Source organism: Caballeronia concitans (assembly GCF_001544615.1).
GTDB lineage: Bacteria > Pseudomonadota > Gammaproteobacteria > Burkholderiales > Burkholderiaceae > Caballeronia > Caballeronia concitans.
Genome location: NZ_FCNV02000007.1, coordinates 135,609 through 162,257, shown reverse-complemented (window position 1 = coordinate 162,257; position 26,649 = coordinate 135,609). Strand labels below are relative to the sequence as shown.

At 60.7% G+C, this 26,649-nt stretch carries 23 protein-coding genes and 1 pseudogene; 12 read left to right on the top strand and 12 right to left on the bottom strand.

The annotated features are described in order from the left end of the window. The first annotated feature begins 4 nt into the window (after positions 1 to 4). The 4 genes from AWB72_RS17615 to AWB72_RS17600 all read left to right on the top strand — a co-directional run bounded on the left by AWB72_RS17615 (position 5) and on the right by AWB72_RS17600 (position 4,955). Positions 5 to 1,171, top strand: a complete 1,167-nt coding sequence (locus AWB72_RS17615) for an ABC transporter permease (protein ID WP_084592745.1) — start codon at positions 5 to 7, stop codon at positions 1,169 to 1,171. After that, positions 1,168 to 2,094 carry an ABC transporter permease gene (locus AWB72_RS17610; RefSeq protein WP_040049159.1) on the top strand — a complete coding sequence of 309 codons (927 nt, stop codon included), beginning with the start codon at positions 1,168 to 1,170 and terminating at the stop codon, positions 2,092 to 2,094. The genes AWB72_RS17615 and AWB72_RS17610 overlap by 4 nt, the downstream gene beginning before the upstream one ends. A gap of 110 nt (positions 2,095 to 2,204) precedes the next feature. After that, positions 2,205 to 3,287, top strand: a complete 1,083-nt coding sequence (locus AWB72_RS17605) for a BMP family ABC transporter substrate-binding protein (protein WP_040049158.1) — start codon at positions 2,205 to 2,207, stop codon at positions 3,285 to 3,287. A gap of 798 nt (positions 3,288 to 4,085) precedes the next feature. Next, positions 4,086 to 4,955: an ATP-grasp fold amidoligase family protein gene (locus AWB72_RS17600; RefSeq protein WP_040049157.1), complete on the top strand. Its 870-nt coding sequence runs from the start codon at positions 4,086 to 4,088 to the stop codon at positions 4,953 to 4,955. On the opposite strand, the gene AWB72_RS17595 is transcribed toward AWB72_RS17600, so the two are convergent. After that, positions 4,879 to 5,376: an SLATT domain-containing protein gene (locus AWB72_RS17595; protein ID WP_244285665.1), complete on the bottom strand. Its 498-nt coding sequence runs from the start codon at positions 5,374 to 5,376 to the stop codon at positions 4,879 to 4,881. The genes AWB72_RS17600 and AWB72_RS17595 overlap by 77 nt on opposite strands. A gap of 240 nt (positions 5,377 to 5,616) precedes the next feature. On the opposite strand from AWB72_RS17595, the gene AWB72_RS17590 reads away from it, so the two are divergent. Beyond that, entirely contained in the window at positions 5,617 to 5,865 is a 249-nt protein-coding gene (locus tag AWB72_RS17590; protein ID WP_052449735.1) for a hypothetical protein, read from the top strand. 46 nt (positions 5,866 to 5,911) lie between these two features. Next, positions 5,912 to 6,592: a dihydrofolate reductase family protein gene (locus AWB72_RS17585; protein ID WP_040049156.1), complete on the top strand. Its 681-nt coding sequence runs from the start codon at positions 5,912 to 5,914 to the stop codon at positions 6,590 to 6,592. A 40-nt stretch (positions 6,593 to 6,632) separates the two neighbouring features. Here AWB72_RS17585 and AWB72_RS17580 read toward each other — a convergent pair whose 3' ends face one another. The 5 genes from AWB72_RS17580 to AWB72_RS17560 all read right to left on the bottom strand — a co-directional run bounded on the left by AWB72_RS17580 (position 6,633) and on the right by AWB72_RS17560 (position 10,531). Next, positions 6,633 to 7,427: a transporter substrate-binding domain-containing protein gene (locus AWB72_RS17580; RefSeq protein WP_040049155.1), complete on the bottom strand. Its 795-nt coding sequence runs from the start codon at positions 7,425 to 7,427 to the stop codon at positions 6,633 to 6,635. A gap of 59 nt (positions 7,428 to 7,486) precedes the next feature. Further along, positions 7,487 to 8,215 (bottom strand): amino acid ABC transporter ATP-binding protein, encoded by a 729-nt coding sequence (locus tag AWB72_RS17575; RefSeq protein WP_040049154.1) that lies wholly within the window; start codon positions 8,213 to 8,215, stop codon positions 7,487 to 7,489. Further along, positions 8,199 to 8,852 (bottom strand): amino acid ABC transporter permease, encoded by a 654-nt coding sequence (locus tag AWB72_RS17570; RefSeq protein WP_040049153.1) that lies wholly within the window; start codon positions 8,850 to 8,852, stop codon positions 8,199 to 8,201. The genes AWB72_RS17575 and AWB72_RS17570 overlap by 17 nt, the downstream gene beginning before the upstream one ends. Continuing rightward, positions 8,849 to 9,595, bottom strand: a complete 747-nt coding sequence (locus AWB72_RS17565) for an amino acid ABC transporter permease (protein ID WP_040049152.1) — start codon at positions 9,593 to 9,595, stop codon at positions 8,849 to 8,851. Before AWB72_RS17565 ends, AWB72_RS17570 begins: the two co-directional genes overlap by 4 nt. An 87-nt stretch (positions 9,596 to 9,682) precedes the next feature. Next, on the bottom strand, positions 9,683 to 10,531 hold the full coding sequence (locus AWB72_RS17560; protein ID WP_040049151.1) for an NAD-dependent epimerase/dehydratase family protein: 849 nt from the start codon (positions 10,529 to 10,531) through the stop codon (positions 9,683 to 9,685). 138 nt (positions 10,532 to 10,669) lie between these two features. On the opposite strand from AWB72_RS17560, the gene AWB72_RS17555 reads away from it, so the two are divergent. After that, complete coding sequence (locus AWB72_RS17555; protein WP_040049150.1) at positions 10,670 to 11,422, top strand: FadR/GntR family transcriptional regulator; 753 nt, start codon at positions 10,670 to 10,672, stop codon at positions 11,420 to 11,422. A 14-nt stretch (positions 11,423 to 11,436) separates the two neighbouring features. On the opposite strand, the gene AWB72_RS17550 is transcribed toward AWB72_RS17555, so the two are convergent. From AWB72_RS17550 to AWB72_RS17540, 3 genes are read right to left on the bottom strand one after another with little or no spacing between them, the layout of a single operon-like run. Continuing rightward, positions 11,437 to 12,345 carry a transglutaminase family protein gene (locus tag AWB72_RS17550; protein ID WP_040049149.1) on the bottom strand — a complete coding sequence of 303 codons (909 nt, stop codon included), beginning with the start codon at positions 12,343 to 12,345 and terminating at the stop codon, positions 11,437 to 11,439. Further along, positions 12,342 to 14,924, bottom strand: coding sequence for a circularly permuted type 2 ATP-grasp protein (locus tag AWB72_RS17545; RefSeq protein WP_040049148.1), 2,583 nt, complete (start codon positions 14,922 to 14,924; stop codon positions 12,342 to 12,344). Before AWB72_RS17545 ends, AWB72_RS17550 begins: the two co-directional genes overlap by 4 nt. A 42-nt stretch (positions 14,925 to 14,966) precedes the next feature. Next, positions 14,967 to 18,416 (bottom strand): transglutaminase family protein, encoded by a 3,450-nt coding sequence (locus AWB72_RS17540; RefSeq protein WP_040049147.1) that lies wholly within the window; start codon positions 18,414 to 18,416, stop codon positions 14,967 to 14,969. 125 nt (positions 18,417 to 18,541) lie between these two features. Here AWB72_RS17540 and AWB72_RS17535 point away from each other — a divergent pair, with 125 nt between their 5' ends. Beyond that, a complete protein-coding gene (locus AWB72_RS17535) occupies positions 18,542 to 19,603 on the top strand; it encodes a zinc-binding metallopeptidase family protein (RefSeq protein ID WP_040049146.1) in 1,062 nt (353 codons plus the stop codon). 8 nt (positions 19,604 to 19,611) lie between these two features. Here AWB72_RS17535 and AWB72_RS17530 read toward each other — a convergent pair whose 3' ends face one another. Both AWB72_RS17530 and AWB72_RS17525 read right to left on the bottom strand, forming a co-directional pair. Then, complete coding sequence (locus AWB72_RS17530; protein ID WP_040049145.1) at positions 19,612 to 20,622, bottom strand: alpha-E domain-containing protein; 1,011 nt, start codon at positions 20,620 to 20,622, stop codon at positions 19,612 to 19,614. 72 nt (positions 20,623 to 20,694) lie between these two features. Next, positions 20,695 to 22,167 carry a circularly permuted type 2 ATP-grasp protein gene (locus AWB72_RS17525; RefSeq protein ID WP_040049144.1) on the bottom strand — a complete coding sequence of 491 codons (1,473 nt, stop codon included), beginning with the start codon at positions 22,165 to 22,167 and terminating at the stop codon, positions 20,695 to 20,697. A gap of 419 nt (positions 22,168 to 22,586) precedes the next feature. Between AWB72_RS17525 and AWB72_RS17520 the strand changes: the two genes are divergently transcribed. From AWB72_RS17520 to AWB72_RS17510, 3 genes and pseudogenes are all read left to right on the top strand, one after another. Beyond that, on the top strand, positions 22,587 to 23,303 hold the full coding sequence (locus tag AWB72_RS17520) for a YceH family protein (RefSeq protein ID WP_040049143.1): 717 nt from the start codon (positions 22,587 to 22,589) through the stop codon (positions 23,301 to 23,303). Then, a pseudogene (mnmC2, locus tag AWB72_RS17515) lies at positions 23,300 to 24,016 on the top strand (tRNA (5-methylaminomethyl-2-thiouridine)(34)-methyltransferase MnmC2); the annotation flags it as partial. The gene AWB72_RS17520 and the pseudogene mnmC2, both read left to right, overlap by 4 nt. 67 nt (positions 24,017 to 24,083) lie before the next feature. Continuing rightward, positions 24,084 to 25,517, top strand: coding sequence for an amidase (locus AWB72_RS17510; protein WP_040049142.1), 1,434 nt, complete (start codon positions 24,084 to 24,086; stop codon positions 25,515 to 25,517). Positions 25,518 to 25,578: 61 nt separating this feature from the next. Here the strand turns inward: AWB72_RS17510 and AWB72_RS17505 are convergent, their stop codons facing one another. Continuing rightward, the gene (locus AWB72_RS17505; RefSeq protein WP_040049141.1) at positions 25,579 to 26,007 is read right to left on the bottom strand and encodes a DUF3331 domain-containing protein; all 429 of its coding nucleotides are present in this window, start codon (positions 26,005 to 26,007) and stop codon (positions 25,579 to 25,581) included. Between the two features lie 358 nt (positions 26,008 to 26,365). Between AWB72_RS17505 and AWB72_RS17500 the strand changes: the two genes are divergently transcribed. Next, positions 26,366 to 26,635: a DUF1488 family protein gene (locus AWB72_RS17500; protein ID WP_040049140.1), complete on the top strand. Its 270-nt coding sequence runs from the start codon at positions 26,366 to 26,368 to the stop codon at positions 26,633 to 26,635. Positions 26,636 to 26,649: the final 14 nt, after the last annotated feature.

The following is a 26,649-nucleotide window of genomic DNA, read 5'->3' as shown; positions in this document are numbered from 1 at the left end:
ATCTATGACAAATACCGTACCGCCCAACCAGACCGAGCTGTGCGTGGCCGACCCCGCGCTCGACGGCGACGCCGGCTTCAATCATCGGCGCACGCGCCGGCCATCGCTGTTGGCGCGGCGTTATGCGGTCGAGTTGCGCCAGGACGTTGCATGGCACAAGCAGGCCGTCGTGCTGGCGGTGTCAGTTGCGATAGGCCTTGCCGTCTGCGTCGCGATCCTGATGGCCGCCGGGGTCCCGGCCGGCGATCTCTTCGATGAATTCGTCGTGGCGACCCTGGGCGATGCCGACAACTTCCGGGCTGTCCTCTTTCAGGCCGCGCCGACGGTGATGGTCGGCCTCGCAGCCGCGCTGTCCTTTCGCGCCAGGTTCTGGAATCTCGGGCTGGAAGGCCAGATGGTGTGGGGCGCCATCGGTGCGACTGCGATTGCGCTCGCGGGTGCCGGCACGCCCGGAACGCGACTGTGGCTGATGGGCGCCGCCGCGCTGTCCTGCGGTGCGCTATGGACCGTGTTGCCGCTCGTGCTCAGATTGCGCTTCGGCATCAGCGAAATCATCTCGACGCTCATGCTGAACTATGTGGCGGCCAACCTTCTGTTGAATCTGGTCTACGGCCAATGGAAGGACCCGAGAGATTCGTTCCCTCATTCACGCAACTTTCTGGCAGAAGAGCGGCTTCCCGACATCGTGAACGGATATAGCTGTGCGATCCTGCTGGCCGTGTTGCTATCGGTCGCTGCATGGTGGTTTCTTCATCGCAGCCGGGCCGGCATTTACGTGCGGTTCGTGAATGTCAACGCACGCGCGGCGCAGGCAATGGGCATACCCGTGCGCAACGTCGTGGCCGGCGTCGTGCTGCTCTCGGGAGCGCTGGCGGGTTTCGCGGGATTCACGGTGACCGCGGGTCAGGCGGGACGGCTCACGCAGGATTTCTACAGCGGCTATGGATTTTCAGGAATCCTGATCGCATTCCTCGCTCGCAACAACCCGATCGCCGCCAGCGTGGTCGCGTTGCTGATAGCCGTGCTGTTCGTCACCGGCCGCAGCCTGCAGGTGCTCTACCAGATACCGTTTTCGATGGTGCAGCTCATTCAGGCGATTCTCGTGATCGTCGTCGCGGCATCCGACTTCTTTACTCGCTACCGCCTGTCGCCCGTGGGGACCACCGAATGAGTCTGCTCTTTAGCTGGATCGGAAATATACCGGACGTTGCCGTGCCGCTCGCGCTCGCTGCGCTCGGCCTCATCGTGAGTGAACGTGCCGGCGTGCTTTCGCTGGGCGCCGAAGGCATCATGCTCGTCGGTGCGCTCGCCGGCATCGGCACTCAACTCACTTTCCACAATGCCGGCCTTGCACTCTTCGTGTCGATGATCGCAGGCGGAGCCGTCTCGATACTGTTCGCCGTGATGGTCGTCTGGTTGCGTGTCAATCAGGTGATCTCGGGCCTCGCGCTCGTGTTCTTCTGTCAGGGGCTGACAGGGCTGCTCGGTACCGTGACCGGGTGGATCAACCGTCCGGTCACGGGTCTGCAATCGATCGCGCTCGGACCGCTGGCCCAGCTTCCGCTCGTCGGTTCGCTCTTCAATCAGAACGTGATCGTCTATCTGACGCCGCTGATCTTCGTGGCGGCGGCCTGGTATCTGAATCGCACGGTGTGGGGATTGCGCCTTCGCTCGGTCGGCGAGAACCCGCAGGCGGCGGACGCCGCCGGCATCGCGGTGCTGCGCATCCGGTTTTTGGCCGTCATGGCAGGCGCTACGTTGCTCGGACTCGCGGGCGGATACCTGTCCGTGGCGAGCACGCATATGTGGATCGCCGATATGACGGGCGGGCGCGGATGGATTGCGGTGGCGCTGGTGATTTTCGCGCGCTGGTCGCCGGGCCGCGCGCTGATCGGCGCACTGCTCTTCGGCGGTATCGAGGCGCTCATCCCGCAGATGGCCGCCGCGGGCATCAGCCTGCCTCAGTACTACGTGCTCTGCGCGCCCTACCTGATCACGCTTGCCGTGATGATTCAGGTCGCTATCGTGCAGCGTGGCAACGATGAAACGCCATGCGCGCTCGGGGAACCCTACGTTCGCGAAGAGCGGCGCTGAGCCTGCGGATTTCGTCATCCGGCGCTCGTAGCGGCGGATGACGGACCAACAGTATCCGATTCATCCATGAGCATTGTGTCGTTATCCTAACGTTATCGAAAAGGTGATCCATGAACACTCGCTGTCTCCTGCTTGCGATGTCGATTGCTTGCTGTGGCGCTGCCACCACCGCGTATGCGGACGGTTTCACGTTGAAGGCCAAGCCCAAGATCGTCATGGTGTACTTCAGCTCGAAGAACGACGCCGGATGGACTCAATCCTTCGATGAAGCGAGAGTCAAGATGGAGGCCGCGCTCGGCGAGAAGATTGGCTACGTCGAGAGTATTCGCGAAGATCCTGCGGTAGTCGTGCCCGCTGTCGAGCAACTCATCAAGCGTGGAAACAACATCATCATCGGCACCGCGTTCGGCTATTCGGATGCGTTCAAGGAGCTCGCAAGCCGTCATCCCGATGTCGCGTTCCTGAACGCGGCAGGCACGACCAATGGCCCGAATCTCGAATCCTTCTACGGCCGCACCTACGAAAGTCAGTATCTCTGCGGCATGGCGGCAGCAGCGGTGTCGAAGACCGGGAAGCTGGGCTTCGTCGCTGCTCACCCGTTCGGCGTGGTGAACTGGACCATCAACGCTTATGCGCTCGGTGCGCGGAAGATCAATCCGAATGCGGTCGTCACGGTCGTGTACACCGGCGCGTGGGACGATCCCGTGAAGGAACGCGCGGCGGCAACTGCCCTCATCGACCACGGCGACGACGTGGTGGGCGCGCACACCGATACGCCGACCGTTCAACTCGTCGCACAGGAGCGCGGCGTGTACGCGACGGGGCATCACAGGGACATGAGACAGTACGCGCCCAAGTCGACGCTTTGCTCCTCCGTGTGGGTGTGGGACAAATTCCTGATCCCCGAAGTGCGCAAGATCAAGGCGGGCAACTGGCAGCCGGTACCGAACGGCGCCCTGATCGAAATGAAGGACGGGGGAACCGATATCGCCGGCTTCAGCGACGCCGTTCCCGCGGACAAGCAGGCGCTGATTCGTGCCGAGCGCGACGCCATCATCAAGGGCAAACAGATCTACGCGGGTCCGCTCGGCTCCGGCGATGGCCAACAGCGTGTGGCCGGCGGCCAGGTGCTTTCGGACAAGGACCTCTGGAAGATGGACTGGTTCGTCAAGGGCGTGATCACGCAGAAATAATTGCCGTCGAGTATGGCACGCGGATACGTCGTCGAAGTCGATCGGCGGCGTATCCGCCTGCGGGAAACCGCCGTTCAAACCGGTCCCGGATCGCCCATCGACGGTGCGCCCGTCCGTCTCCAGATGCCCCGCATAGCGGCGCGCAAGGCCCGCTGAATCGACCAAACGCGCCGTCACACGTCGAGGAATAGGTCGCGGTTCACGTCGTCGCGCCCGGCGAGCGCAGGCCCAATGTGTTTGCGCCTCCGCACACGGGATCGTAACCTCTCATTTGTTTCACAGGCGTGTCAACAAGAATGAGCCCTTTACGGCTCTTCCGGCCAATCGCTCCATTGCGTGGCGGTCCTAACGTTTTTATTTTCCCTCCATTCATAGGTGAACGTTACGAGAACCGAATCGACTGACCGGCGAAGCTCAGTGAGTCGCAAAGTGCGATCGCCTGGCTACGACGCTTTTACTGGTTCCACTCGTTGAACCGGTCAATTTGAACATCGAAAGCGGTAATCGATCGCATTTCTGTATGTCACGGATTTTCGGCATGCGCGAAAAGACGTGATTTACATATTGATCTAGGGCAGTCTATATATTTCTGTGTTTATCTTATCTGATGGCCTCATTCGTAGCGGACGCACCTCTGCTTTTAACGAACGACAAAAGTACTGCGCGTCTGTGCGATACCCCGCATGACGTTATCGACAGCGTTTTTAGGGAACTTGGTCGTTGCCTATTTTACAAACGTAAGTATCATTCGTTCGCTAACCGACACAACGACACACTGCGTTTTATCCAGGAGAAAGAATGTCGCTTTCCAAAAGGCTGGTCGACAACGCCAAAGGTTGGCTTCCCGACAGCATTTTCTTGCGTATCGCGCATCTGCATAAAGTCGGACGTTTCCCGAACATCAAGGCGCCGAGGACGTTCAATGAGAAAATCCTCTACCGCTGCCTTCATCCGGACCCGAGATTTGTCGATCTGACGGACAAATTGACCGTGCGCGATTACGTGCGGGACCGGATTGGCGACGAACATCTGCCCGAACTCTTTGCCGCCCCGGACAAATTTACGCGCGAAGTGTTCGACGCCCTGCCCCAGCGTTTCGTGATGAAGGCGAATCACGGGAGCGGGTTCGTCAAGCTCGTCCACGACAAGTCGGAAACCACGTTCGAAGAACTGCACGCGCTTGCGCAGCAGTGGCTCGCGACCGACTTTTATCGTGTTGCGCGCGAACGTCATTACCGCACCATCAGCCCGCGCATTTTCTTCGAAGAGCTGTTGCTCGAACAAACCGGCATCGTGCCCGCGGACATCAAGATGCACTGCTTCTTCCGCCCGGGCGAACGCAAACCGACCGTCTTCACCGCACTCATTTCGGATCGCTTCGGCGATCATCCGCGCGGCGATATGTACGACGGCGACTGGAATCGGCTCGACATTGCAATTGGCCATTACGCGCGCAGCGAAGTGCCGCTGCCGCGTCCGGAGAACTTCGACAAGCTGCTTGCCATTGCAACCGCGCTCGCCGAAGGCTTCGAATATGTGCGCGTGGATCTTTACGCGCCGGGCGACAAGATCTACTTCGGCGAATTGACGTTCACGCCGGGGGCGGGTGTATTTCCGATGCGTCCCGATGCTGTCGACTACGAATGGGGACGGTTGATGAGTTCGTAGGCGGCTCGGGGCATCGCATCGCCCGACGCGGAACGGGCGGTGCGTCCTGAGCGATGCCGTCGAGTTCGGCGCGCACGGCGGTCATTTCCGCTGTCTCCGGGCCGCTGACATCGCGGACATGCATGGCTTCGAGCCGTCGCCGGACCGCGCCATATCGCGCCCCTGCTCTTCGATGCAGATCGGCTCGCTCGGTGTAGCGAAGAAACGTCTGCAACGAAGCCAGCACGGCTGCGCCCATGCTCGTCAGCCCGACGACGACGCGCAACTCCGGTGCAACCGCGCTCGTGGCTAGCGATAAAAACGACGATGTTCCCGTCAGCGCGGTAATGCCGATCACGGCGAGGCCGAGGCGCCGGCCATACGCGGATAGCCGATCAGCCATTGCATAGTGGCGCACTTGCGCATCGCGGGCGCGTCTCATCCATCCAGACAATAAGGCCTGCGCATTCTCCGGTGGGTGATAGGCATGGCAATTTTTGCCGTCTGCTGAGTCTCGTGAAAGAAGATTAGTCATGGTTGAAGCACTGTATTTATTTACAGTAAAGCATAGGCGCCTTGAAGGACATTCTCTGTCCGAGTGAGTTTGCAAGAACCTACATGGCGCGGCCGTGGCTTATTGCTTGCTGCTCAACGCCTGATACCGCACTCTCATGGAGGATCTATGGCCACGTATGCAGGCAGATCGCAAGAGGATCGCATTGCCGCTGAAGAAGGCAAGAAGCTGCCGTCACAGGAACAGGCAGGCGGCAACATGGCGATCGAAGGCTCGGAGTCGGGCAAGGACGCGAGCAGCGGAGAGTTGTCCGAGGCCGGCAAGGATGTCTGGCGTCAAGGCAGCACGATCGACGAGGAAGGTCCGCTGCCGCCCGACGAAAAGCCGGGAACGCACTCGGGTGTGAGACGGAAATAGGCATGTGCCTTGCACCAGCGTTGCACTTACTCACGCTGGAGCACTCATGCATATTATTTGCCACATGATGTCGTCGGTCGATGGCCGCAGCCTCACCGACGGCTGGCATCTCGACTTCGCCTCCCCTTGCTACGAAGAAACGGCAGCGCGTTTCAAGGCCGATGCGTGGGTCTGCGGCCGCGTGACGATGCAGGAGATATCACACGGCAAGGACCGCGACTATCCGCGTGGGCTTGCAAAGAATCCCGTTGCCCGCACCGATTACTTTGCCACGCGCGATGCGAGTCAATATGCCATTTCCATCGACCCTAAAGGCCGCGTTGCATGGAAAAGCAGCACCGCGCTCGATTCGCATATCGTCGAAGTGCTGGCCGAAACAGTCGAGGACGATTATCTCGCCTACCTGCAATCCATCGGCGCTTCGTATCTATTCGGCGGCAAGGAAGACATCGATCTGAAGCGTGTGGTCGATACGCTCGAGCGCGAGTTGAAGATCAAGAAGTTGATCGTCGAGGGCGGCAGCCACGTGTCGGGCGCTTTCGTCAATGCGCAATTGGCCGACGAAGTCAGTGTGCTGCTGATTCCGCTCGTCGATGGACGCGAGGCGCATCCTTCATCGTTCGAAATCGCTATGGACAAGTGGCAAAAGCCGACGTACCTGAAGCTCGACTCGGTGGAGAAACTCGAGAATGACGTCGTGTGGGTTCGCTATACGCGCAAGTCCTGAGTTGCCTGGCGGCGGATGACCCGCCGCCGAGCCTAACCTGTCAGCTCTTGCGCACGGCGTCCGGCAAGTCACGTCCGTGATACTTCTTGTAGATCGTATTGAGATTGCCGTTCTGCATGTTCGTGTGGACCCAGTTGTTGACCCACTCCTTCAGGCGCGGCTGATCCTTGTTCATTGCAATGCCGAGATCGAAATTCTTTTGCTCGAATTTCATTTCGATGTGACGTTGCGGCGCGCGATGCTGCATTTCCTGCAGATTCGACGGCGTGCTGGAGAAGATATCGATCTGGCCCGTGACCATCGATGTGATGAGCGTCGCATCGTCTTCGTAACGCTGGATTTGCGCGCCCTTGGCGAGTTGCGTGGTTAGCGTGTCGTTGACGGTGGCGCGCGTCAGGCCGACGGTCTTGCCGTCCAGGTCCGCATAGTCCTTGACCTTCGCGCTATTGATGCCGCCCACGATGATCGTGATGACCGCATACGGCGTCGAGAAATCGACGACCTTCGCACGCTCCGGCGTGATCGAAAGGTCCGCGATCACGAGATCGGCGCGTTTCGCCTGCAAGGTCGGCACACGCGCCGCGTTGGTGATCTGCACCAGCTCAAGCTTGACACCAAGATCTTTCGCAAGCGCCGCGGCGGTATCCACATCCGAGCCTGCGGGCTTGAGATTTTCATCCGCATAGCTGAAAAGCGGCGTGCCCATTGCAATGGCGACGCGAACCACGCCTGCCTTTTTGATGTCGTCGAGTTGATCGGCCATCGCACTGTGCATGGCGCCTGCGAACATGAACGCTGCAAGGGAAGCGCGTGCAATGAATTGGCTGGCTTTCAAGTGATGTCTCCGTCGTTATTGATATTCAAAGAGTAAAACGCATTAAAGCCTTCAACCTATTAAAGCCCGTTGTCCAGGAAGGCGCGCAATTCAGGCGTGCGTGGCGCGTCCAGCATGCCGCCGTCGCCGACTTCCCACACCTTGCCGTGATGCATATAGATGATGCGATCCGCCACGCGCTTGGCGAACGCCATTTCATGCGTGACGAGCAGCATCGTCATGCCGTCGGCGGCGAGGTCTTCCATCACGCGCAGCACTTCGCCCGTGAGTTGCGGGTCCAGCGCCGATGTCACTTCATCGAACAGCATGACCTTCGGCGACATGGCAAGCGAACGCGCAATCGCAACGCGCTGCTGCTGTCCACCCGACAATTGCTCGGGATACGACTCGGCCTTCTGCCCGAGTCCCACTTGTTCGAGCACGTTCGTTGCGATGCGCCGCGCTTCATCGCGTGGGAGCTTCTTCACGTGCCGCAGCGCAAGCATGATGTTCTCTTCGACCGTCAAGTGCGGAAAGAGGTTATAGCTCTGGAACACGATGCCGACTTCGCGCCTCAGCAGATGCAAGTCGACCTTCGGATCGTCCACGCGAATGCCGCATACCTCGATCTGCCCCTGATCGACGGTTTCGAGCCGGTCGATGCAACGCAACGCCGTGCTTTTGCCCGAGCCGCTTGCGCCGATCACGGCGATCATTTCGCCCTTGTTGACCTCGAAGGACACGCCCTTCAGCACATGATTGGCGCCGAAGCTCTTGTGAATCTCATCGACCTTAACGATTGCTGACATTGAGCTTGTTCTCCATCGATTGGCTCCAGCGCGAAAGCGGATAGCACAGCAGGAAATAAAACACGCCGACCAAACCGAAGATGAGGAATGGCTGGAAGATCGAGTTGTTGATGATCTGCCCCGCGCGCGTCAATTCAATGAAGCCGATCACCGAAGCAAGCGACGTCATCTTGATGAGTTGCACGAGAAAACCGACCGTGGGCGGCAATGCGAGACGCATGGCTTGCGGAATGATCACGAGCCGCAAGCTCTGCCAGCGCGAAAGCGAAAGACACTCGGCGGCTTCCCACTGCGGCTTGGGCATGGCTTCGATACACCCGCGCCAGATATCGCCGAGATAAGCGCTCGAATAAACCATCAATGCAATGCCTGCCGCAACGAGCGCAGGCACCTGATAGCCATAGACGGACAACCCGAAATACACGATGAATAGCAGAATGAGCAACGGGATGCCCTGAATGGCTTCGATGTAGACGAGCGCCGTGCGCGAAAGCCACGCACGCGGCGAGATGCGCGCAAGCATCACGACGAAGCCGCCTATTCCGCCAAGCAAGAAAGCGAGCACGGACAGCACGAGCGTCCAGCCGATGGATTGCACCAGATAGACGAGGTGCGCGTAAGTGAATCCGCCGCTCATGCCGCGCCTCCGGGAATGACCGTATCGATGCGTTGCTGATCGGCCGGCGCCTTGCCCGCGCGCTTGGCCGCCAGTCGAATGGCGCGGCGGCGCTTGAACACATGTTCGCCGATGGCCCACGCAATCAACTTAATGAGCAGGGACAACGCGAGATACAAGGCCGCCACCACGATGTAAGTTTCGAGCGAACGAAACGTGTCCGATTGGACCGTATTCGCGACGGCAGTGAGTTCTTCAGCGGAAATCTGCGATGCGATCGCGGAAGCCTGCATCATCAAGAGAAACTGACTGGTCAGCGCCGGATAAACCTTCTCGATGGAAGGCTGCAGCATCACATGCCAGCCGATGCGCCATTTCGGCAAGCCGAGGCATTCGGCTGCTTCGATCTGTCCGCGCGGCACGGATTCGAGGCCCGCGCGAATGATCTCCGCTGCATAGGCACCGATGTTGATCGTCATGGCGAGCGCGGCGGCAGCGAAGGTCGGCATCCGCAAACCGATGCTCGCCAGTCCGAAGTACAGCAGAAAGATCTGCACGAGGAACGGCGTGTTGCGCACGGCCTCGACATAGACGATGCACAGGCGCGTCAATACCGGCAGCTTGGCGCGCTTCGCGAACGCGACCAGCATGCCGAGTATCAGGCCGAAGAACACAGCCACGCACGTCATCTTGAGCGTGAGCCATGCGCCCTGCAGGAACGTCGGCCAGTAAGGCAGCAGCGGGGAGAAGTCGAGAGAAAACATGGCGGCGATGTCCTTTGCTTCACGCGTAATCGACGTATGACGACTGACTACGCGCGATGGCATTCATCATGTTGCGTGCTGCATGCATTAAACCGGCGCGACGGGATCGAACGGGCCGGTGACCGTGAACGCACCGCCCTGCAGGACGGAGACGGGATCATCGGCGGCGGGCGGCGGTGTCGCTTCCACTTTGGCGCGGAACTGCTCGGACGAGTCGCGCGGCTCGAAGCCGAGATGCGCGGCCTCGCGGTTGTCCCACCACGTGTACGCATTCGCCGACATGCCGAATACGATCGTGTGCCCGACTTGCGGCGTAAACAGCGCGCATTGCAAGAGCTTGTGGAAGTCGTCGTAGCTCATCCACGTCGCCATCATCCGGCGGTCCTTCGGCTCGGAAAATACCGAGCCGATGCGAATGCTCACGGTCTCCACGCCATAACGGTCGAAGTACAGCTGCGCCATGTCTTCGCCGAAGGACTTCGACACGCCGTAATAACCATCGGGGCGCTTGCGTGCCGTGGCGTCGATCCGTTCGTCTTGCCGATAAAAGCCGGTCACGTGGTTCGAGCTTGCAAACACGATGCGCTTCACGCCATGACGCCGCGCCGCTTCGTAAAGGTTGAACACGCCCTTGATGTTCGCTTCGAGAATCTCCTCGAAGGGCCGCTCCACCGAGACGCCGCCGAGATGGACGATCGCATCGCAACCGGCGACGAGCGCATCCACCGCCTGACGGTCGGCGAGATCGCACGGCACGACTTCCTCGCTGGCCGACGCATCGCTCGACAGCGCGCCGGGCAAATCCGAAATTCGAATACAAGATGCAAATTCGGCGACGCGATGCCGGATCGCCCGCCCGATGCCGCCCGCCGCACCCGTCAGCAGCAAGCGTGTGAAGCCGCCGCCCGTTGCGGGCGCGTCCAGTTGATGTGCCATGCGAATTTTGTCTCCTGCGTTCACGACTAGGGATTTCCCTGCGCGACTGTTCTTGTACGTTGTCATATCACAACATGGCGCATATCATCACTTACCGAATGTTTTGTCAACGTTTGTCAAAACCACGCCAGGAGCGCCGTGACGCCACCGCCAGATTCGCTTGCCGCTTCCAACGCCTCGCCCACGCTCGCGCCGGGTATTCGACGCAGCCTCACGACGCAGCTCGTCGATGCGCTGCGCGCGCAGATCGAATCGCGCGAGCTTGCGGCCGGCAGCAGGATCGCGACCGAAGCGGAGATGGTGCAGCGCTTCGGCGTGAGCCGGACCGTCGTGCGTGAGGCGCTATCGCGGCTACAGGCGGCCGGCCTCGTCGAGACGCGGCATGGCATCGGCACGTTCGTATGCGAAGCAGCGGCATCGCCGTTATTGCAACTCGATCCCGCCGATGTCGCCGGCTCCCTGGACGCGCTCGCGATCCTCGAATTGCGCATCAGCCTGGAGACCGAATGTGCAGGGCTGGCGGCCATGCGCCGCGATTCCGCGAGGCTCGCCACGATGCGTTCCGCACTCGACGATTTCACGCGCAGCGTGGACACGGCGAGCGGCACCGTGTCGCCCGACTTTCGCTTTCATCTGGAGATCGCGCATGCAACGGGCAACCGCTACTTCGTGGAGATCATGGAGCATCTCGGCTTGCGCATGTTTCCGCGCACGCGTCTGACGGCCACGTCCATTCCGCGCGATGAATACGCGGACTATCTGCTGCGCGTGAATCGCGAGCATGAACAGATAGCGGATGCCATCGAACGTGGCGATGCCGATTCGGCGCGCACCGCGATGCGTCTGCATCTCATCAACAGCAGAGAGCGTTTGCGGCGCGCACAGAGCTAGGCGTACATACACGCTCAGAGCGCGAGCACGTTCACCGCGACATCGACATGATGCGTGCCGCCGCCCAGTATCATGCCGCGCAATAGCGACACGTCGCTGTAATCGCGGCCCGTCGCCAGCGTCACGTGATCGAGATCGGCGAGTACGTCGTTGGTCGGATCGAGATCAATCCATCCGTTTTGCGGGCAATGCAGCGACACCCACGCATGCGATGCATCCGCGCCAATGAGCCGTGGATGTCCCGGCGGCGGATCGTTGCGCAAATAGCCGCTCACGTAACGCGCGGGCAAGCCGAGCGCGCGCAGGCATCCAATCATCACTTGCGCGAAGTCCTGACATACGCCGCGCCTCAATTCGAATGCGCGCATGGCGGGGGTATCGAATGCAGTGGATGACGGTTTATATTCGAAGTCCGAATGAATTCTATGCATGAGATCGATCGCGCCTGCGATCAGCGGCGTGCCCTTCGTGAAGCTCGTGCGCGCATACTCGCGCAATGCTTCGTTCATCACGATGTTGGGCGACGCGTAGCAATACTCGCTCTCCGGCACGAACGCAGCGCCCGCGCAATAACGCAGCCTTTGCGCGACCGCTTCCCACGGCGGCGTTGCGTGCGGATCGAGACGGTCCCAGCGCGGACTCAAGCGCACGGTGGTTTCACTCGTCATCGAAAGACGCTCGTGCGGGGCATCGAGTGAAAAGTACAGCACGTCATTGCCGAATGTATCGACGCGGCTATGCACATACGAAGGCGGCGGCTCGATGCGCTCCGTATGCGCGATCACCTGCTGCCACGGGCAATGCAACGGACGAATGGTCGCGAGATGCTGCGCGATTTCGACAGGCGTGGAATAGCGGTACGTCGTGCGATGCGTGACCGCGAGCGTCGTGGATTTATCGGTTGAGCCGAGCGTCACGTTCATGACGACACCTGCGCGGAAAGCGTATTCGCGTGGCTGAAATAGCGCGCGCTGACTTCAGTCGATGCCGCGCTCACCGATGCAATCATCGAGTCGCATAAGGCAATGAGCTTGGCATAGCGGCCGTCCTCGCTCGTTTCGCAGAGCGTTTCGAGTTGAGGCAACGCATCCACGTGGGGAACGATGCCCGAGAAATTCGCGCGCCGTGCGCCACCCGCCGCAGCGGCGATCTCATCGAGCTTCACGCACAAGCGCGCATAGACGCCATAAAGCCCGCGCGGATTGGTCCTGTCCACGACGATCAGATCGATGAGCGCAGGCACTTCGAGGCGCCCCGGATAGAGCGAGCGATACGTCAGCGTGCTGTCGAAAAGTTGCAGCAGCAAGTCGAAGCCCGCCGGCACGCCGAGTGTGTCGTGTTCGGCGGCGGCGCGCAGAAAGGTCGACATCGTCGAAACGCGCTCGATCATTCTGCCGATAAAGATGAGCCGCCATGCTTCATCGCGTGTCATGCGATCGCCTTGCGCGCCGCTGATCGCAAGAAGCTGCGTGGCGAGATGTTCCAGTGCGCCCGAAAGCATCACGCGGTCATAGTCGAAGCCCGCTTCAGGCGATGCGAGTTTGAGACGTGCCAACGCATCGCGAAAGTCATTGCGCGATGCGAGGATCGTGCGCCAGTGATCGGTCGAAAGCCTGTCGCGTATCTCGCCGCATGCGCGCGCCTGTTCCGTGAGATTGCCGCCGATGCTCGTCTGCGTGGCGCTTTCCGCGAGTCCCGCAACGAGCACGCGTTCGAACGCATGTCGCGAGCTGCGTGCAAGCGTATCGATGGATGGAATGAGGCCGCACTGCTGCGCGAGTTCGACGAGCGTGCTGAACATCGCGTCTGCATCGCTCGTATCGAGTGAACCCAGCAACAGGCGACATAGACGCACGTTGTTCTCCACGCGTTCGCCATAACGTCCCGCCCAAAAGAGGTTTTCCGCAGCGCGGCTCGACACGATGCGATGCTTGCGCAAATCGCCGGGCTTCATCGAAGGGCGCAACGATGTGGCCGGTCCCGGTTCGCTCGACAGCACCCACGTATCGACGCTGCTGCCTCCGAATTGCATCGAGACGGTCGCGCGCCTGTCGGCCGCGAGGCGCGTGAAGCCGCCGGGCATCACGCGCCATGTGCCATCGACATCGGCGATCGCATAAGCACGCAACACACATGGGCGAGCGCCGAGCGCGCCATCATGAAAGCGCGGCGCGCTTGAGAACGGCAAGCTCTGCTGCAACGTGAAGACGTCAGGCGTACGTTCGATGCGTTCGCGCCAGTCCGCGAGTTTCTGCACGCCCGCCTCGATGCCGGGCGCACGATCGGCTTGCGCGCCCGGCCACGTCGGCACGAGCAATGCGTCATCGAGTTGCTCGAATGCTTCGCTGCGCGCGGCTTCTTCGCCGCACCACCATGTCGGCACCGTGGGCAGTTCGAGCGATTCACCGAGCAACGCATCGGCAATGCCCGGCAAGAAAGCATTGAGTGCCGGCGATTCGGTGAAACCTGCGCCGGGCACGTTGGATATCGCCACGTTGCCCGCGCGCATGACCTGCAAGAGACCGGGCACGCCGATGCTCGAATCCGCTCGCAATTCGACGGGATCGCAGAACGCATCGTCCAAGCGGCGCAGCACGGCATGCACGCGCGAGAGGCCCGCAAGCGTCTTCAGATACAGCTTGTCCTGACGCACGGTGAGGTCCTTGCCTTCCACGAGCGTGACGCCCAGATAACGCGCGAGAAACACATGTTCGAAGTAAGTTTCGCTGAATGGTCCCGGCGTCAATAGCGCGATATGCGGCGCGTCATTGCGATCCGCTTCGTCATCGCGCATCGTCGCGCGCGCCGCCTGCGCGAGCGTGGCCACGAGTTGTGAGTAGGTCGATGCGAGGCGGCTCACGCGCATTGCACGAAAAGGATCGGTGAAGAGACTCCCGACGATCAGCCGGTTCTCCAATGCATAACCCAGTCCCGAAGGCGCTTCCGTGCGATGCGCGATGACCGTCCACGCACCCGATGGCGAACGCGCGAGATCGACCGCCACGATCCGCAGAAAGCGCCCGTCCGGCGGCATGAAGCCCTTCACCGAACGCAGATAACCGGGATGCCCGAACACGAGCGCACCCGGCAACAAGCCGCGTTGCAGGAGCGTTTGCGGACCGTATGTATCGGCGATGATCGCTTCCATCAAACGCGCCCGCTGCGCGACGCCACGTTCGATCGCGGCCCACTCGTCCTCGTCAATCACGAGCGGCAGCAAGTCGAGCGACCATGCACGCGGCTCGCCATTGTCGGCATAGACGTTGTACGTGATGTCGTTATCGCGAATCTGTTGCGCGACTGCCGCGACGCCGTCATCGAGGCGCGCAATGCCCTGTTCGCCGAGCAGTTCGAAGAACTGGCGCCACGGTTCGCGCAACTGGCCGGACGCATCGCGCAACTCGTCCCAGCGTCCTTCGCGTGCGGGCAGCACGCGCAGAAGCGTGAGCGCATCGAGTTGCGCGGCCGTTGCATCGAAGGGCAAGGTGGATTGGAACGCCAATGTCGTCTCTTAGTCGATGATGTTCGCGCGTGACCGATGCGCTCAGCGGCGACGCATGTCGAGCGTGAACGGAAATTCGAGGCTGCGTTCGCGCGGCTCGATACTCAACCGTCCCGGCGTATGGCCGCTTGCAAAGAAGCGCGCGCGGCGGCGGCTTTCCGCTTCGTATGCATTGACCGGGAACGTCTCGTAGTTGCGTCCGCCCGGATGCGCAACATGATACTGACATCCGCCGATCGAGCGGCCCGTCCATGTATCGACGATATCGAACGTGAGCGGCGCATGCGCATCGATCGTCGGATGCAGCGCCTGTGCCTGCCGCCATGCCCGAAAGCGCACGCCCGCGACATATTCGCTCACGCGTCCGGTCGATTGCAGCGGCAAGCGTTCGCCATTCACGGTCACCACATGACGGTTGTCGTTCAAGCCGATTGCAAGCACTTCGAGCCGCTCGACGGATGAATCGACATAACGCACGGTGCCGCCGATCGCGCCCGTCTCGCCCAGCACGTGCCACGGCTCCAGCGCGTTGCGGATGGTGAGCGAAATGCCGTTGGTATCGTATTCACCGACGAGCGGAAAACGGAATTCAAAATGCGGATCGAACCATTTGCGTTCGAATGCGAAACCGGCGTCGCGCAGTTCGGCGAGCACGTCGTCGAAGTCCATCTGCACGAACGTGCTCAGCATGAAGCGATCATGCAGCTCGGTGCCCCAGCGCGTGAGGCGCGCCGTGTACGGCGTCTGCCAAAAGCGCGCGACGAGCGCACGCAAGAGCAGTTGCTGCACGAGACTCATACGCGCGTGAGGCGGCATTTCGAATCCGCGCAGTTCGAGCAGGCCGAGGCGGCCGGTTGGTCCATCCGGCGAATACAGTTTGTCGATGCAGAATTCCGCGCGGTGCGTGTTGCCCGTCACATCGATCAGGATGTTGCGCAGAATGCGGTCGATGAGCCACGGCGGCACCGCCGCGCTGCCGCGTCCGCCGAGTAGGTCCACTTGCCGCTGAAGTTCGGCGAATGCGATCTCGAGTTCATAGACCTGATCGTTGCGCGCCTCGTCGACGCGCGGCGCCTGGCTTGTAGGGCCGATGAAGAGGCCGGAAAACAGCATCGAGAGCGACGGATGGTTGTGCCAGTACGCGATCAGGCTCGCGAGCAGATCGGGGCGTCGCAGGAACGGGCTGTCGGGCGGGGTCGCGCCGCCGAGCACGAAGTGATTGCCGCCGCCGGTGCCGGTGTGGCGGCCGTCCAGCATGAATTTCTCCGGGCTCAGATACGACTCGTGCGCGGCGTTGTAGAGGAATTCGGTGTGATCGACGAGCTCGTTCCAGTTCGACGCCGGATGAATGTTCACCTCCACCACGCCGGGGTCGGGCGTGACCTGAAGCAGCTTCAGACGCGCATCGCGCGGCGGCGGATAGCCTTCGATAATGACGGGCATCCGCAAATCCGCAGCGGTCGCTTCGACGGCGGCGAGCAGATCGAGATACTCGTCGATGCCCGAAAGCGGGGGCATGAAAACGTGCATCAGCTTGTTGCCTTGACTGCCCTGCTCCGACGTCTTCAGCGCCTCGGCTTCCGCCTTCGGGCCGGCGGCACGCGCCGGGTCGCGCGCTTCCACGCAGATCGCGGTACGCGCGATCCACGCCGCCGACTCGCCCCGCGCGGGGACGCGGTCGGTGCTCGTGGCGGTCGCATCGGGCTCGATTTGGCGTTTTGCATGCGGCATGCCGGATGCAGCATGCAAATCGGCGTCTTGCATGTATTGCATGCGGAGTTCGGCCGCACGACGAAGCGGCGCGGACGGCGCGAACGGATCGTGCTCGTGTTGCCACGGGTAGTCGCCTTCCGATACCCACGGCAGCGAGTCGAGCGGCAAGCGGTAGCCCATCGGCGAATCGCCGGGAACGAGGTACATGCGCTCGTCGCGCAGGAACCACGGGCCCGTCCGCCAGCGCGCCGCGCCGGAGGCGTCCGCTTCCTCTCGGGCGACGGGCAGCGCATAGCCGATGACCGATGACAGGCCTGCATCGAAGACGCGGCGAAGACGGACGCGTTCGAGTTCGTCGCCGAGGCGCGAGTCGAAAGGATCGACATTCACCGGCAACCGGCGTTCGCGCCAAAGGTAATACCAGGTGTCTTCGTAGCCGGGCTGAATGTATTTTGTATCCAAAGACAGCTTGCCCGCGAGATGTTGAATGAAGCGCGCGGCGTCGTCGGATGTGTAGTTCGCGGGCTGCCGTTCGTCGGCGAGAAGCGATGGGTCGGTCCAGCAAGGTTCGCCGTCCGCGCGCCAGTAAAGCGACAAGGCCCAGCGCGGCAATTGCTCGCCCGGATACCACTTGCCCTGACCAATATGGAGAAAGCCGCCCCCGCCGTATTGCGCGCGCAGCTTGTTCATCAGCGAGACCGCATACGCGCGCTTGGTCGGCCCGAGCGCGTCGGTGTTCCATTCCGGTGCATCGCGGTCGCGCACCGAAACGTAGGTCGGCTCGCCGCCCATCGTCAGGCGCACATCGGATGCCTCCAGTTGCGCATCCACTTGTGCGCCCATGCGCAGGACCGCGTCCCAGTCATCATCGCTATAAGGCTTCGTCACACGCGGCGTCTCGAGCACACGTTCGATGGACATCGCATGAGTGAATTCGACTTCGCATTTCTCGACCGCACCGGAAACGGGCGCTGCGCTATCCGGCTCCGGCGTGCACGCGACGGGAATGTGTCCTTCGCCCGCGAGCAGGCCCGAAGTCGGATCGAAGCCGATCCACCCCGCGCCCGGCAGAAAGACTTCGCACCACGCATGCAGGTCGGTGAAGTCGACTTCGGTGCCGCTCGGGCCATCGAGCGATTTCACGTCGGGCGCGAGTTGCAGCAGATAGCCGGACACGAAGCGCGCGGCGAGTCCCAGATGCCGCAGTGTTTCGACAAGCAGCCAGCCGGAATCGCGACACGACCCCGCCGCACGCGCAAGCGTTTCTTCCGGCGTCTGCACGCCCGGCTCCATGCGAATGAGATAGCGAATTTCATTCGCCAGGCGCTGATTCAAATCGACGAGGAAATTCACTGTCGGGTGCGCCGTTGAACGGTCGATGCTTTCGACGAACGCCGCAAAGCGCGGGGTCAATTCGCGCTTCACCATATACGGCGCAAGGTCGTGCAGCAGATCCGGCGCATAACTGAAGGGAAACGTTTCCGCAGACGGTTCGAGAAAGAAATCGAATGGGTTGTAGACGGCCATCTCCGCGACGAGATCGACCGTCACCTTGAATTCGCGTGTTTTCTCGGGAAAAACGAGCCGCGCCTGATAGTTCGCGAATGCGTCCTGTTGCCAGTTGATGAAGTGTTCCTCGGGTTCGACGCGTATCGAGTAAGAAAGAATGGGCGTGCGGCAATGCGGTGCGGGCCGCAAGCGCACCACTTGCGGCGACAAGCCGACGAGGCGGTCATAGCGGTAATGCGTGACATGGTTCAACGCGACACGAATGGACACACGCAACTCCTTGATCGGTTTTTCTCTGGAAAGAGGCTTGGCTGTCAGGCGGGGCACGCTCCTTGCAACCGTCGCGCTGACCCACCCCGCCAACGCTCGGTCCGTTCCTCCTTCCGGTCCACACCATGAAGACCTTTCATTGCAATCGTTGCAATCAACTCGTGTTTTTCGAAAACACGCATTGCGAAAAATGCGGCGCGCGGCTTGGCTACGTGCCCGAGCTGAGTCAGATCAGTGCCTTTGAAGAAACCGACGATGGCCGCTGGAAAAGCCTGCATCCGCTTGCAAAGGATTTGTTCTATCGTCCTTGCCATAACTATGCAGTCGAGAACGTCTGCAATTGGGTCATTCCCGCCGACTCCGAGGACACGCTCTGCTGCTCTTGCCAACTCACGAGCACCATTCCCAATCTTGCGCAGCCGGAGAATCGTCTTTACTGGTATCGCATAGAGAACGCGAAGCGCCGCCTGCTCTACACGCTCGGCGAACTGGGTCTCGATGTCACGTCGCGTCAGCAAGACCCGGAACACGGACTCGAATTCCAGTTCCTCGAAGCCGACGCCGAAGGCAAGGGCGTGATGACCGGTCATAACAACGGCCTCATCACGCTGAACGTTGCCGAAGCTGACGACGCGCATCGCGAGAAACTCCGTTCTTCGCTGCACGAGCCGTATCGGACGCTGCTCGGTCATTTTCGTCATGAAACAGGGCACTATTTCTTCGATCGCCTGATTGCGGATACACCGCGCATCAAGGCATTTCGCACGGCTTTCGGCGACGAGCAGCAAGACTATGCCGCCGCGCTCGATCGCCATTACAAGCAAGGCCCGCCGCCGAACTGGGCCGACAATTACATCAGCGCATACGCGACCATGCATCCGTGGGAAGACTGGGCGGAAACATGGGCGCATTACCTGCATATCGTGGATACGCTCGATACCGCCGTGTCCTGCGGCCTCGTGCTCGTGCCGGATACGCCGAACGAACCCACGCTCACCGACCAGACGCCTATCGAGGAAACCACGTTCGATAACCTCATGAATCGCTGGTTTCCCCTCACTTATGTGCTGAACAGCCTGAACCGCAGCCTCGGCATGCCGGACGGTTATCCGTTCGCGCTCGCGCCGCCGGTCATCGACAAGCTGCGTTTCGTGCATCGTGTCGTGGCGGCGGCGGCCAGGCGCTAGGCGCACGTTCAACTCGACGAGCTTTGCGTTTGCGACTGCGTTTGAGAAGGAGCTTGCGTGATCTCAGGCTCCTCCGGTGCGATCGGCAACAGAAACTCGCGGCTGATCTGGCTTGCGAGTTCGTTCACGCGCGCAAGAAAATTCACGAGATACGCGTGCAGACCGCCTTGCAGAATTGCGCCGATATCACCGTTCTTAAGCTCGGCGCTCAATTGCGCGGCGAGGCGTGCCGCTTCGGAATGACGTCCGTTGGTCACTTGACCAATGAGTTGTTCCGCTTCCGCAATGGCCGCCGCCAGGGAGCGCGGCCAGTCGCGATAAAGAATGAGCAGCCCTGCCACGCGCTCGGGCGTGATGACATCGCGATACACCCTGCGATACACCTCGAAGCCTGAAACCGAACCGAGCACCGCCGTCCAGTGGTGGTAATCGAAGGGCTGCGCCGACGTATCGGCACGCTGCTCCATCATTTCGAACTTGACGTCGAGAATGCGTGCTGTGTTGTCCGCGCGTTCGATGAAGGTGCCGAGTCGCATGAAATAGAACGCATCGTCCTTGACGAGCGTGCCGAGCTGCACGCCGCGCGACAAATGCGAACGGAACTTCACCCATTCGAAGAACGTGTACGGCTCGCGATCGAGAATGCCGTCCGCCAGCAGGCGCTGGCCATCGAGCCACGTCGTATTGAGCGTTTCCCAAAGCTCGCTATTGGTCGAACTGCGAACCGCACGCGCGTTCTCACGTGCGGCGCGCAGACAACTGAGAATCGAAGAGGGATTGGTCATGTCGCGCGACATGAAGTCGATGACCTCGCGGCTCTTCATGCCGTGATGCGCCGCCGAGTAAGTTCCGCTCAGTTCGGAAATCGACAGCATCGCGCGCCATCCAAGCTCCGCATATTCGTCCGATTGCGGCAGGAGCGAGAGCTGATAGTTTGCGTCGAGCATGCGCGCGGTGTTTTCAGCGCGCTCGGTATAACGCGCCATCCAGAAGAGATGATCCGCGGTGCGGCTAAGCATGGCTGTTCTCGCTTTAAGTCTTGATGGTCTATGCGCGTCTTGATGTTTTAGTCGTCAGCGTCTTGGTGTCTCTTAGCGTTCCAGCACCCAGGTATCTTTCGTGCCGCCTCCTTGCGACGAATTGACGACGAGCGAGCCTTCGCGCAAGGCAACGCGCGTCAGGCCGCCGGGCACCATGCGCACTTCCGTGCCGGAGAGCACGAACGGTCGTAGATCGATATGCCGGGGCGCGATGCCCGCTTCCACATAGGTCGGACAAGTCGAGAGCGCGAGCGTCGGCTGTGCGATGTATTTCTCGGGGTTTGCTTCGAGCACCGCGCGAAACTCCGCGATTTGCGCGGCTGTCGACGAAGGCCCGACCAGCATCCCATATCCGCCCGCGCCATGCGTTTCCTTGACGACGAGTTCCGGCAAATGCGCGAGCACATACTTGAGATCGTCAGGCTTGCGGCACATCCACGTGGGCACGTTGTTCAGAATGGGTTCTTCTCCCAGATAGAAGCGAACCATGTCCGGCACATACGGATAAATGGACTTGTCATCCGCGATACCCGTCCCCACTGCATTGCATAGCGAGACATTGCCCGCGCGATACGCCGAAATCAGCCCCGCGACGCCCAACGCGGAATCCGCGCGGAAAACAAGCGGGTCCAGGAAGTCATCGTCGACGCGGCGGTAAATCACGTCCACGCGCTGGGGCCCTTGCGTGGTGCGCATATAGACATGATCGTCGTCGACGAACAAGTCTTGCCCTTCCACTAACTCCACGCCCATTTGCTGCGCAAGGAACGCGTGCTCGAAGTATGCGGAGTTGTACATGCCCGGCGTCATCACGACGACGTTCGGGTTCACCGCGCTCACTGGCGCCGCTGCACGCAAGGTATCGAGCAACAGATCCGGGTAATGCGCGACGGGCGCCACACGATTGCGCGCGAAGAGATCGGGGAAGAGCCGCATCATCATCTTGCGGTTTTCCAGCATGTACGACACGCCCGACGGCACGCGCAGATTGTCTTCGAGCACATAAAACTCACCCTGCCCCGCACGCACGATATCGATGCCCGCGATATGCGCATAGATATTCCGCGTCACATCGACACCGCGCATTTGCGGCCGATACTGCGCGTTGCCGACGATCTGCGCTTCAGGAATGATGCCCGCGCGGATGATGTCCTGATCGTGATAGATGTCGTGGATGAAGCGGTTGAGCGCGTTCACGCGTTGCCTGAGACCGCGCTCCAGCGCGCGCCATTCGTCTGCGGGAAAGATGCGCGGAATGACATCGAACGGAATCGTGCGTTCGGGAATGATGCCGGGGACATCGCTCGTTCCATAGACGGCGAAGGTAATGCCGACGCGCCGGAAGTTGAGATCCGCCTCCGCGCGCTTCAAGTCGATCTGCTGCTCGCTCTGCGCGCTGAGCCATTCCATGAATTCGCGGTAATGCGAGCGTGGATCGCCCACGCCCCGAAACGCCGACGCTGGCACTCCACGCGCTTCCAGGTCATTGCGCTCGAACATCTCGTTGAAGAATGCTTGCGTCATGGAGAGACTTCCATATCAAGTGCGGGCCGGGACCGCGATCCCCTATCGTTTAATCATTCTGGTTGCACTCGCAATGATTCGAAGCGCCTAGCGACGCGGCATGCCCGACTCGGTTCCAAGCCAGCCGGCGTTGCCTGGTTCTTTAGGCGACCTCTAAGCGCAATGCCTTCTCTCGGCGTGCATCGCTTGCGTGGGCAGCCCAGTGCCGATCCAATCACAGCAACATCAATGCCAAGCGAACAACGTCTTTATTCCGGCGAATTCGAACTGAAACTGCTTGAGTAAAAGTCTTTCTGCACCAAAAACGCGCGGCATTTCCGATGGCTGCACGGCAACATGCCGCACGACGGTGCGTCATTTGATAGTAAGCGCCGGCGCGCCGGTATGATAGGCGTCTGACCGCATTACTTCGAACGTCGATGAATACACCTACCGAAGCCGCACCCCGTCCCGCCTTGCGCGAACTCAATGCACTCGAAGCGCGCGTGCTGGGCGTGCTCGTCGAGAAGCAGCAGACCGTCCCGGATACGTATCCGCTATCGCTGAATTCGCTTATCGCGGGCTGCAATCAGAAAACCGCGCGCTCGCCGGTCATGAATGTCAGCGAAGACGAAGTGCTGACGACCATCGACAGCCTCAAGCGCCTTTCGCTCGTACTGGAAGGAAGCAGCAGCCGGGTGCCGCGTTTCGAGCACAACATCAATCGCGTGCTCGGCGTGCCGAGTCAATCGGTGGCGCTGCTCGCAACGCTCTTCCTGCGTGGCCCGCAAACCGCCGCGGAGTTGCGCGCCAACAGCGCGCGCCTGCATGGCTTCGCGGATATATCGTCGGTGGAGAGCTTTCTCGATGAATTGGCCGCCAACGATCCGCCGCGCGTCGTCAAGCTGCCGCGCACGCCGGGCGAACGCGAGAGCCGCTGGATGCATCTGTTGTGCGGCGCAGTGAGTTTGACCGACGCGCCCGTTCGCGAAGCCGCACCCAGCGAAACGTTTGCGCCTTCCGAATTCGAGGCATTGAAGGCCGAGCAAAAGCGCCTCGTGCATGAAGTCGCTCAATTGCGCGTCATGGTGGAACGCATGGCGAGTGAATTGGGTATCACGCTCGACCAACCGTTGTCGCAATCATCGGAAATGTGAACGAGCCATTCAGCCCTGCCGCGCTTGCGTTTCGTGATGACGGAACGCTGTATTCGCCGCGTCATGACGACATCTATCACAGCGCGGCGGGCGCGCTTGCCCAGGCGCGCCATGTGTTCCTGCGAAGCAATGGCCTGCCTGAACGATGGCGCAGCAAGGCGCGTTTCTCGATCATCGAGACCGGCTTTGGCCTGGGCATCAATTTTCTGGCGACATGGTTTGCATGGCGCGACGACACGAGTCGAAGCGACACGCTCGAATTTCTGTCGGTCGAAAAATATCCGTTTAGCGCAGACGATTTACAGCGTGCGCACGAAGCCATCATTGGCGACGCCTCGATCATGCCGCTCGCCGACGAACTCGTTGCCGCGTGGCCCGCGCTCGCGCCGGGTGTGTATCGTCTCATGTTCGATTCGGGCGCTGTCGCATTGACGCTCGTTTTCGCCGATATCGCCGATGCGTTGCGCCAAGCCTTGGCTTTGAACGTCGACGCGGATGCAATCTATCTGGACGGATTCGCTCCCGCGAAGAATCCTGAAATGTGGGCGTCGGCTAACTTCGCGCTGCTTACTCGCCTCAGCGCACCGGATGCGACCTTCGCAACTTACACCAGCTCGGGCGATGTCAAGCGCGCGCTCGTTCAAAACGGCTTTGAATATCGCAAGGTGCGCGGCTTCGGCGGCAAGCGCGCAATGCTTGTCGGCAAGCGTGCGTCGATAAGAGAAGAAAGCCTTTGCGACGCGCTAACATGAACGTACGCCCAAACTCTCTCCTTTACCGATGAACGATATCGTTTCGCTGAACGCGGTCGCACTGTCCGAAGCCATTCAGGCACGCGACGTATCGTGCGTGGAAGTGATGCACGCGTATCTTGCACAAGTGGATCGCTTCAATCCGCAGGTTAATGCGATCGTCGCCATGCAGGATCGCGATGCGCTTATCGCAGAAGCGCGTCAGCGCGACGAGCAGCTCGCGCGGGGAGAGAGTTGTGGACCTCTGCATGGATTTCCGCAAGCGCCTAAAGATATCTTGCCCGTTGCAGGCATGGTGACCACCAAAGGATCACCCATCTTTGCAGGCGATATCACGCAGACGGACGCCATTGTCTTCGAGCGGATGCGTCGCGCAGGAGCGGTTTTCATCGGACGCACCAACTCGCCGGAATTCGGCCTGGGCGGCCATACGTATAACCCGGTCTATGGCACGACGCGCAATGCGTTCGACCCGTCGCGCTCCGCGGGCGGAAGCAGCGGAGGCGCGGCGGTGGCCGTCGCGCTGCGCATGTTGCCCTTCGCGGATGGATCGGACATGATGGGTTCGCTGCGCACGCCCGCTGCATTCAACAACGTCTTCGGCTTTCGTACGTCGCCGGGATGCGTCCCGTATGCGCCGAGCGACGATGTGTTCTTTCAGCAGTTCAGCGTCGTCGGTCCGATTGCGCGCACCGTTGAAGATCTCGGTCTGCTGCTTTCCACACAAGCAGGCTTCGATGCACGCGCGCCGCTTTCACGCCGAAGCGACAGGCCCGCCGACTTCGCCCACGCGTTCGACCATGATATGCGCGGGACGAGAATCGGATGGCTCGGCGACTTGGGCGGGCATTTGGCGATGGAAGCCGGGCTGCTCGAAACTTGCGCGTCCGCGTTGAGACACTTCGAAGCGGCAGACTGTGTGGTAGAACCGGCCGAAGTGAATTTCGATTTCGACCGCTTGTGGCAAGCGTGGCTCAATTTGCGCAGTTTTTCGTTCGCGGGAAATAACGCGCCGCTCTATCGCGATGACGCGAAACGCGCGAAGCTCAAGCCCGAGGCAGTTTGGGAAATAGAGCGCGGCTTGCGGTTGTCGGGTGAGGACGTGTCGCGCGCGGCACGAGACCGCTCGTCGTGGTATCAAACATTGAACGCGCTCTTCACGCGCTTCGACTTTCTCGTGATGCCCGCGACGCAAGTCTTTCCATTCGACGCAACGCTCGATTGGCCGCACGCAATCGGCGATCGTGAAATGGATACGTACCATCGCTGGATGGAAGTCGTCATTGCAGCGACGATGGCTTCATTGCCCGCGCTGTGCGCCCCGGCCGGCTTCGGTGCGAATGGCTTACCGGCCGGTGTGCAGATCATCGGTCCCGCGCAAATGGATCTGGCAGTCTTGCAGATGGGGCTGGCCTATGATCGCGCCAGTGGTTATTCACGCACACACAGTCCTTTGCTCTAGGCGCTTTCAATTTGCGCGCGATTAATATGCGCGCTGTGTTGGAGACATTGCCGAGCGCAACTCACTCTATACGCTCGTCGGCGTCCTGCTCGCCGGGCGCAAGCGCGAGTGCGAGAATCATCGCGCCGCTATTGAGCGGCACCGAACTGCCTACGCGTCTTGGGCGATAGACCGGTTGCCCGCGCCGGATAGTCTGCCCGCTGAGCACGCATACGCCGCGCTTGCGTGCGGTGCATAGCGCCCAGACCTGCTCCGAATAATTGAACGATGTCGGATCGTGCCACGACAAGGCGAGCGTCGATTCGCTCAAGCGCTCCAGGAGCCGGATGTTGACGCAGCGTGCGTGATCGTCCGCGCTGCCGTGCACGCCGCCGTCGAATGTTCGCGTGAACGGCACGCGCTTGTCGCTGGAATGTGAGCCGCGGCTCGGACGGTCGTCGAGCATGGCGAGGGTACGGCTCCAGGGGTCCATCAGCGATGGATGCTTCATGCTCCCTCCTGCCGATCACAATGCGCGCCGCTTCCACATTGCGTAATTGTTAGGAATTCGCGGAGCGGAAATGAGCCGACCTATGCGCCCCGCTTTTTCAATTGACCGTTCTTAGAGTAGTACACCTGAGAAAGTCTCGTTTCGTTTTTCTTTGACCGGGTTTTGTTCAGGTTAAGTCGTCAGTGCTTTGCAAAAAGCCGACGCGATCGGACAGAAGAACGATCGTTCGATAAAAAAGGAAAGATTTATCGCTAAACAAGTGCCCGCTTGCACACGTTGGAGACTGCAAGTCTAGTGCGCACAGTAGCCGATTTCTGACAAAATAAAACCGGCAAACCGGAAAACCCTCTGTCGAATCATGACAAGCAAGCTCTCCATCAATGCGACCATATCGGCGGACCGCGCTTCGGTCAGCTTCGTCGCTTTTTCCCGCGAAAGGGAAATTCAATGCAACATCACGCGCAAAGCACTGGAGCAATGCTTCTGGGCGCCCGTCGGCGCAAGCGACGAGCGCCTCCTCAAGGCGCTAAGCGACGGATACGAGCGCATCAGCGCCCGCGTCCACCGGAAGTTTCTGGCGCATCCGTCGAATTCAATCCATCTGGACGTCATCGACTTTTCTTCCTGAACCATTGCTTTCAA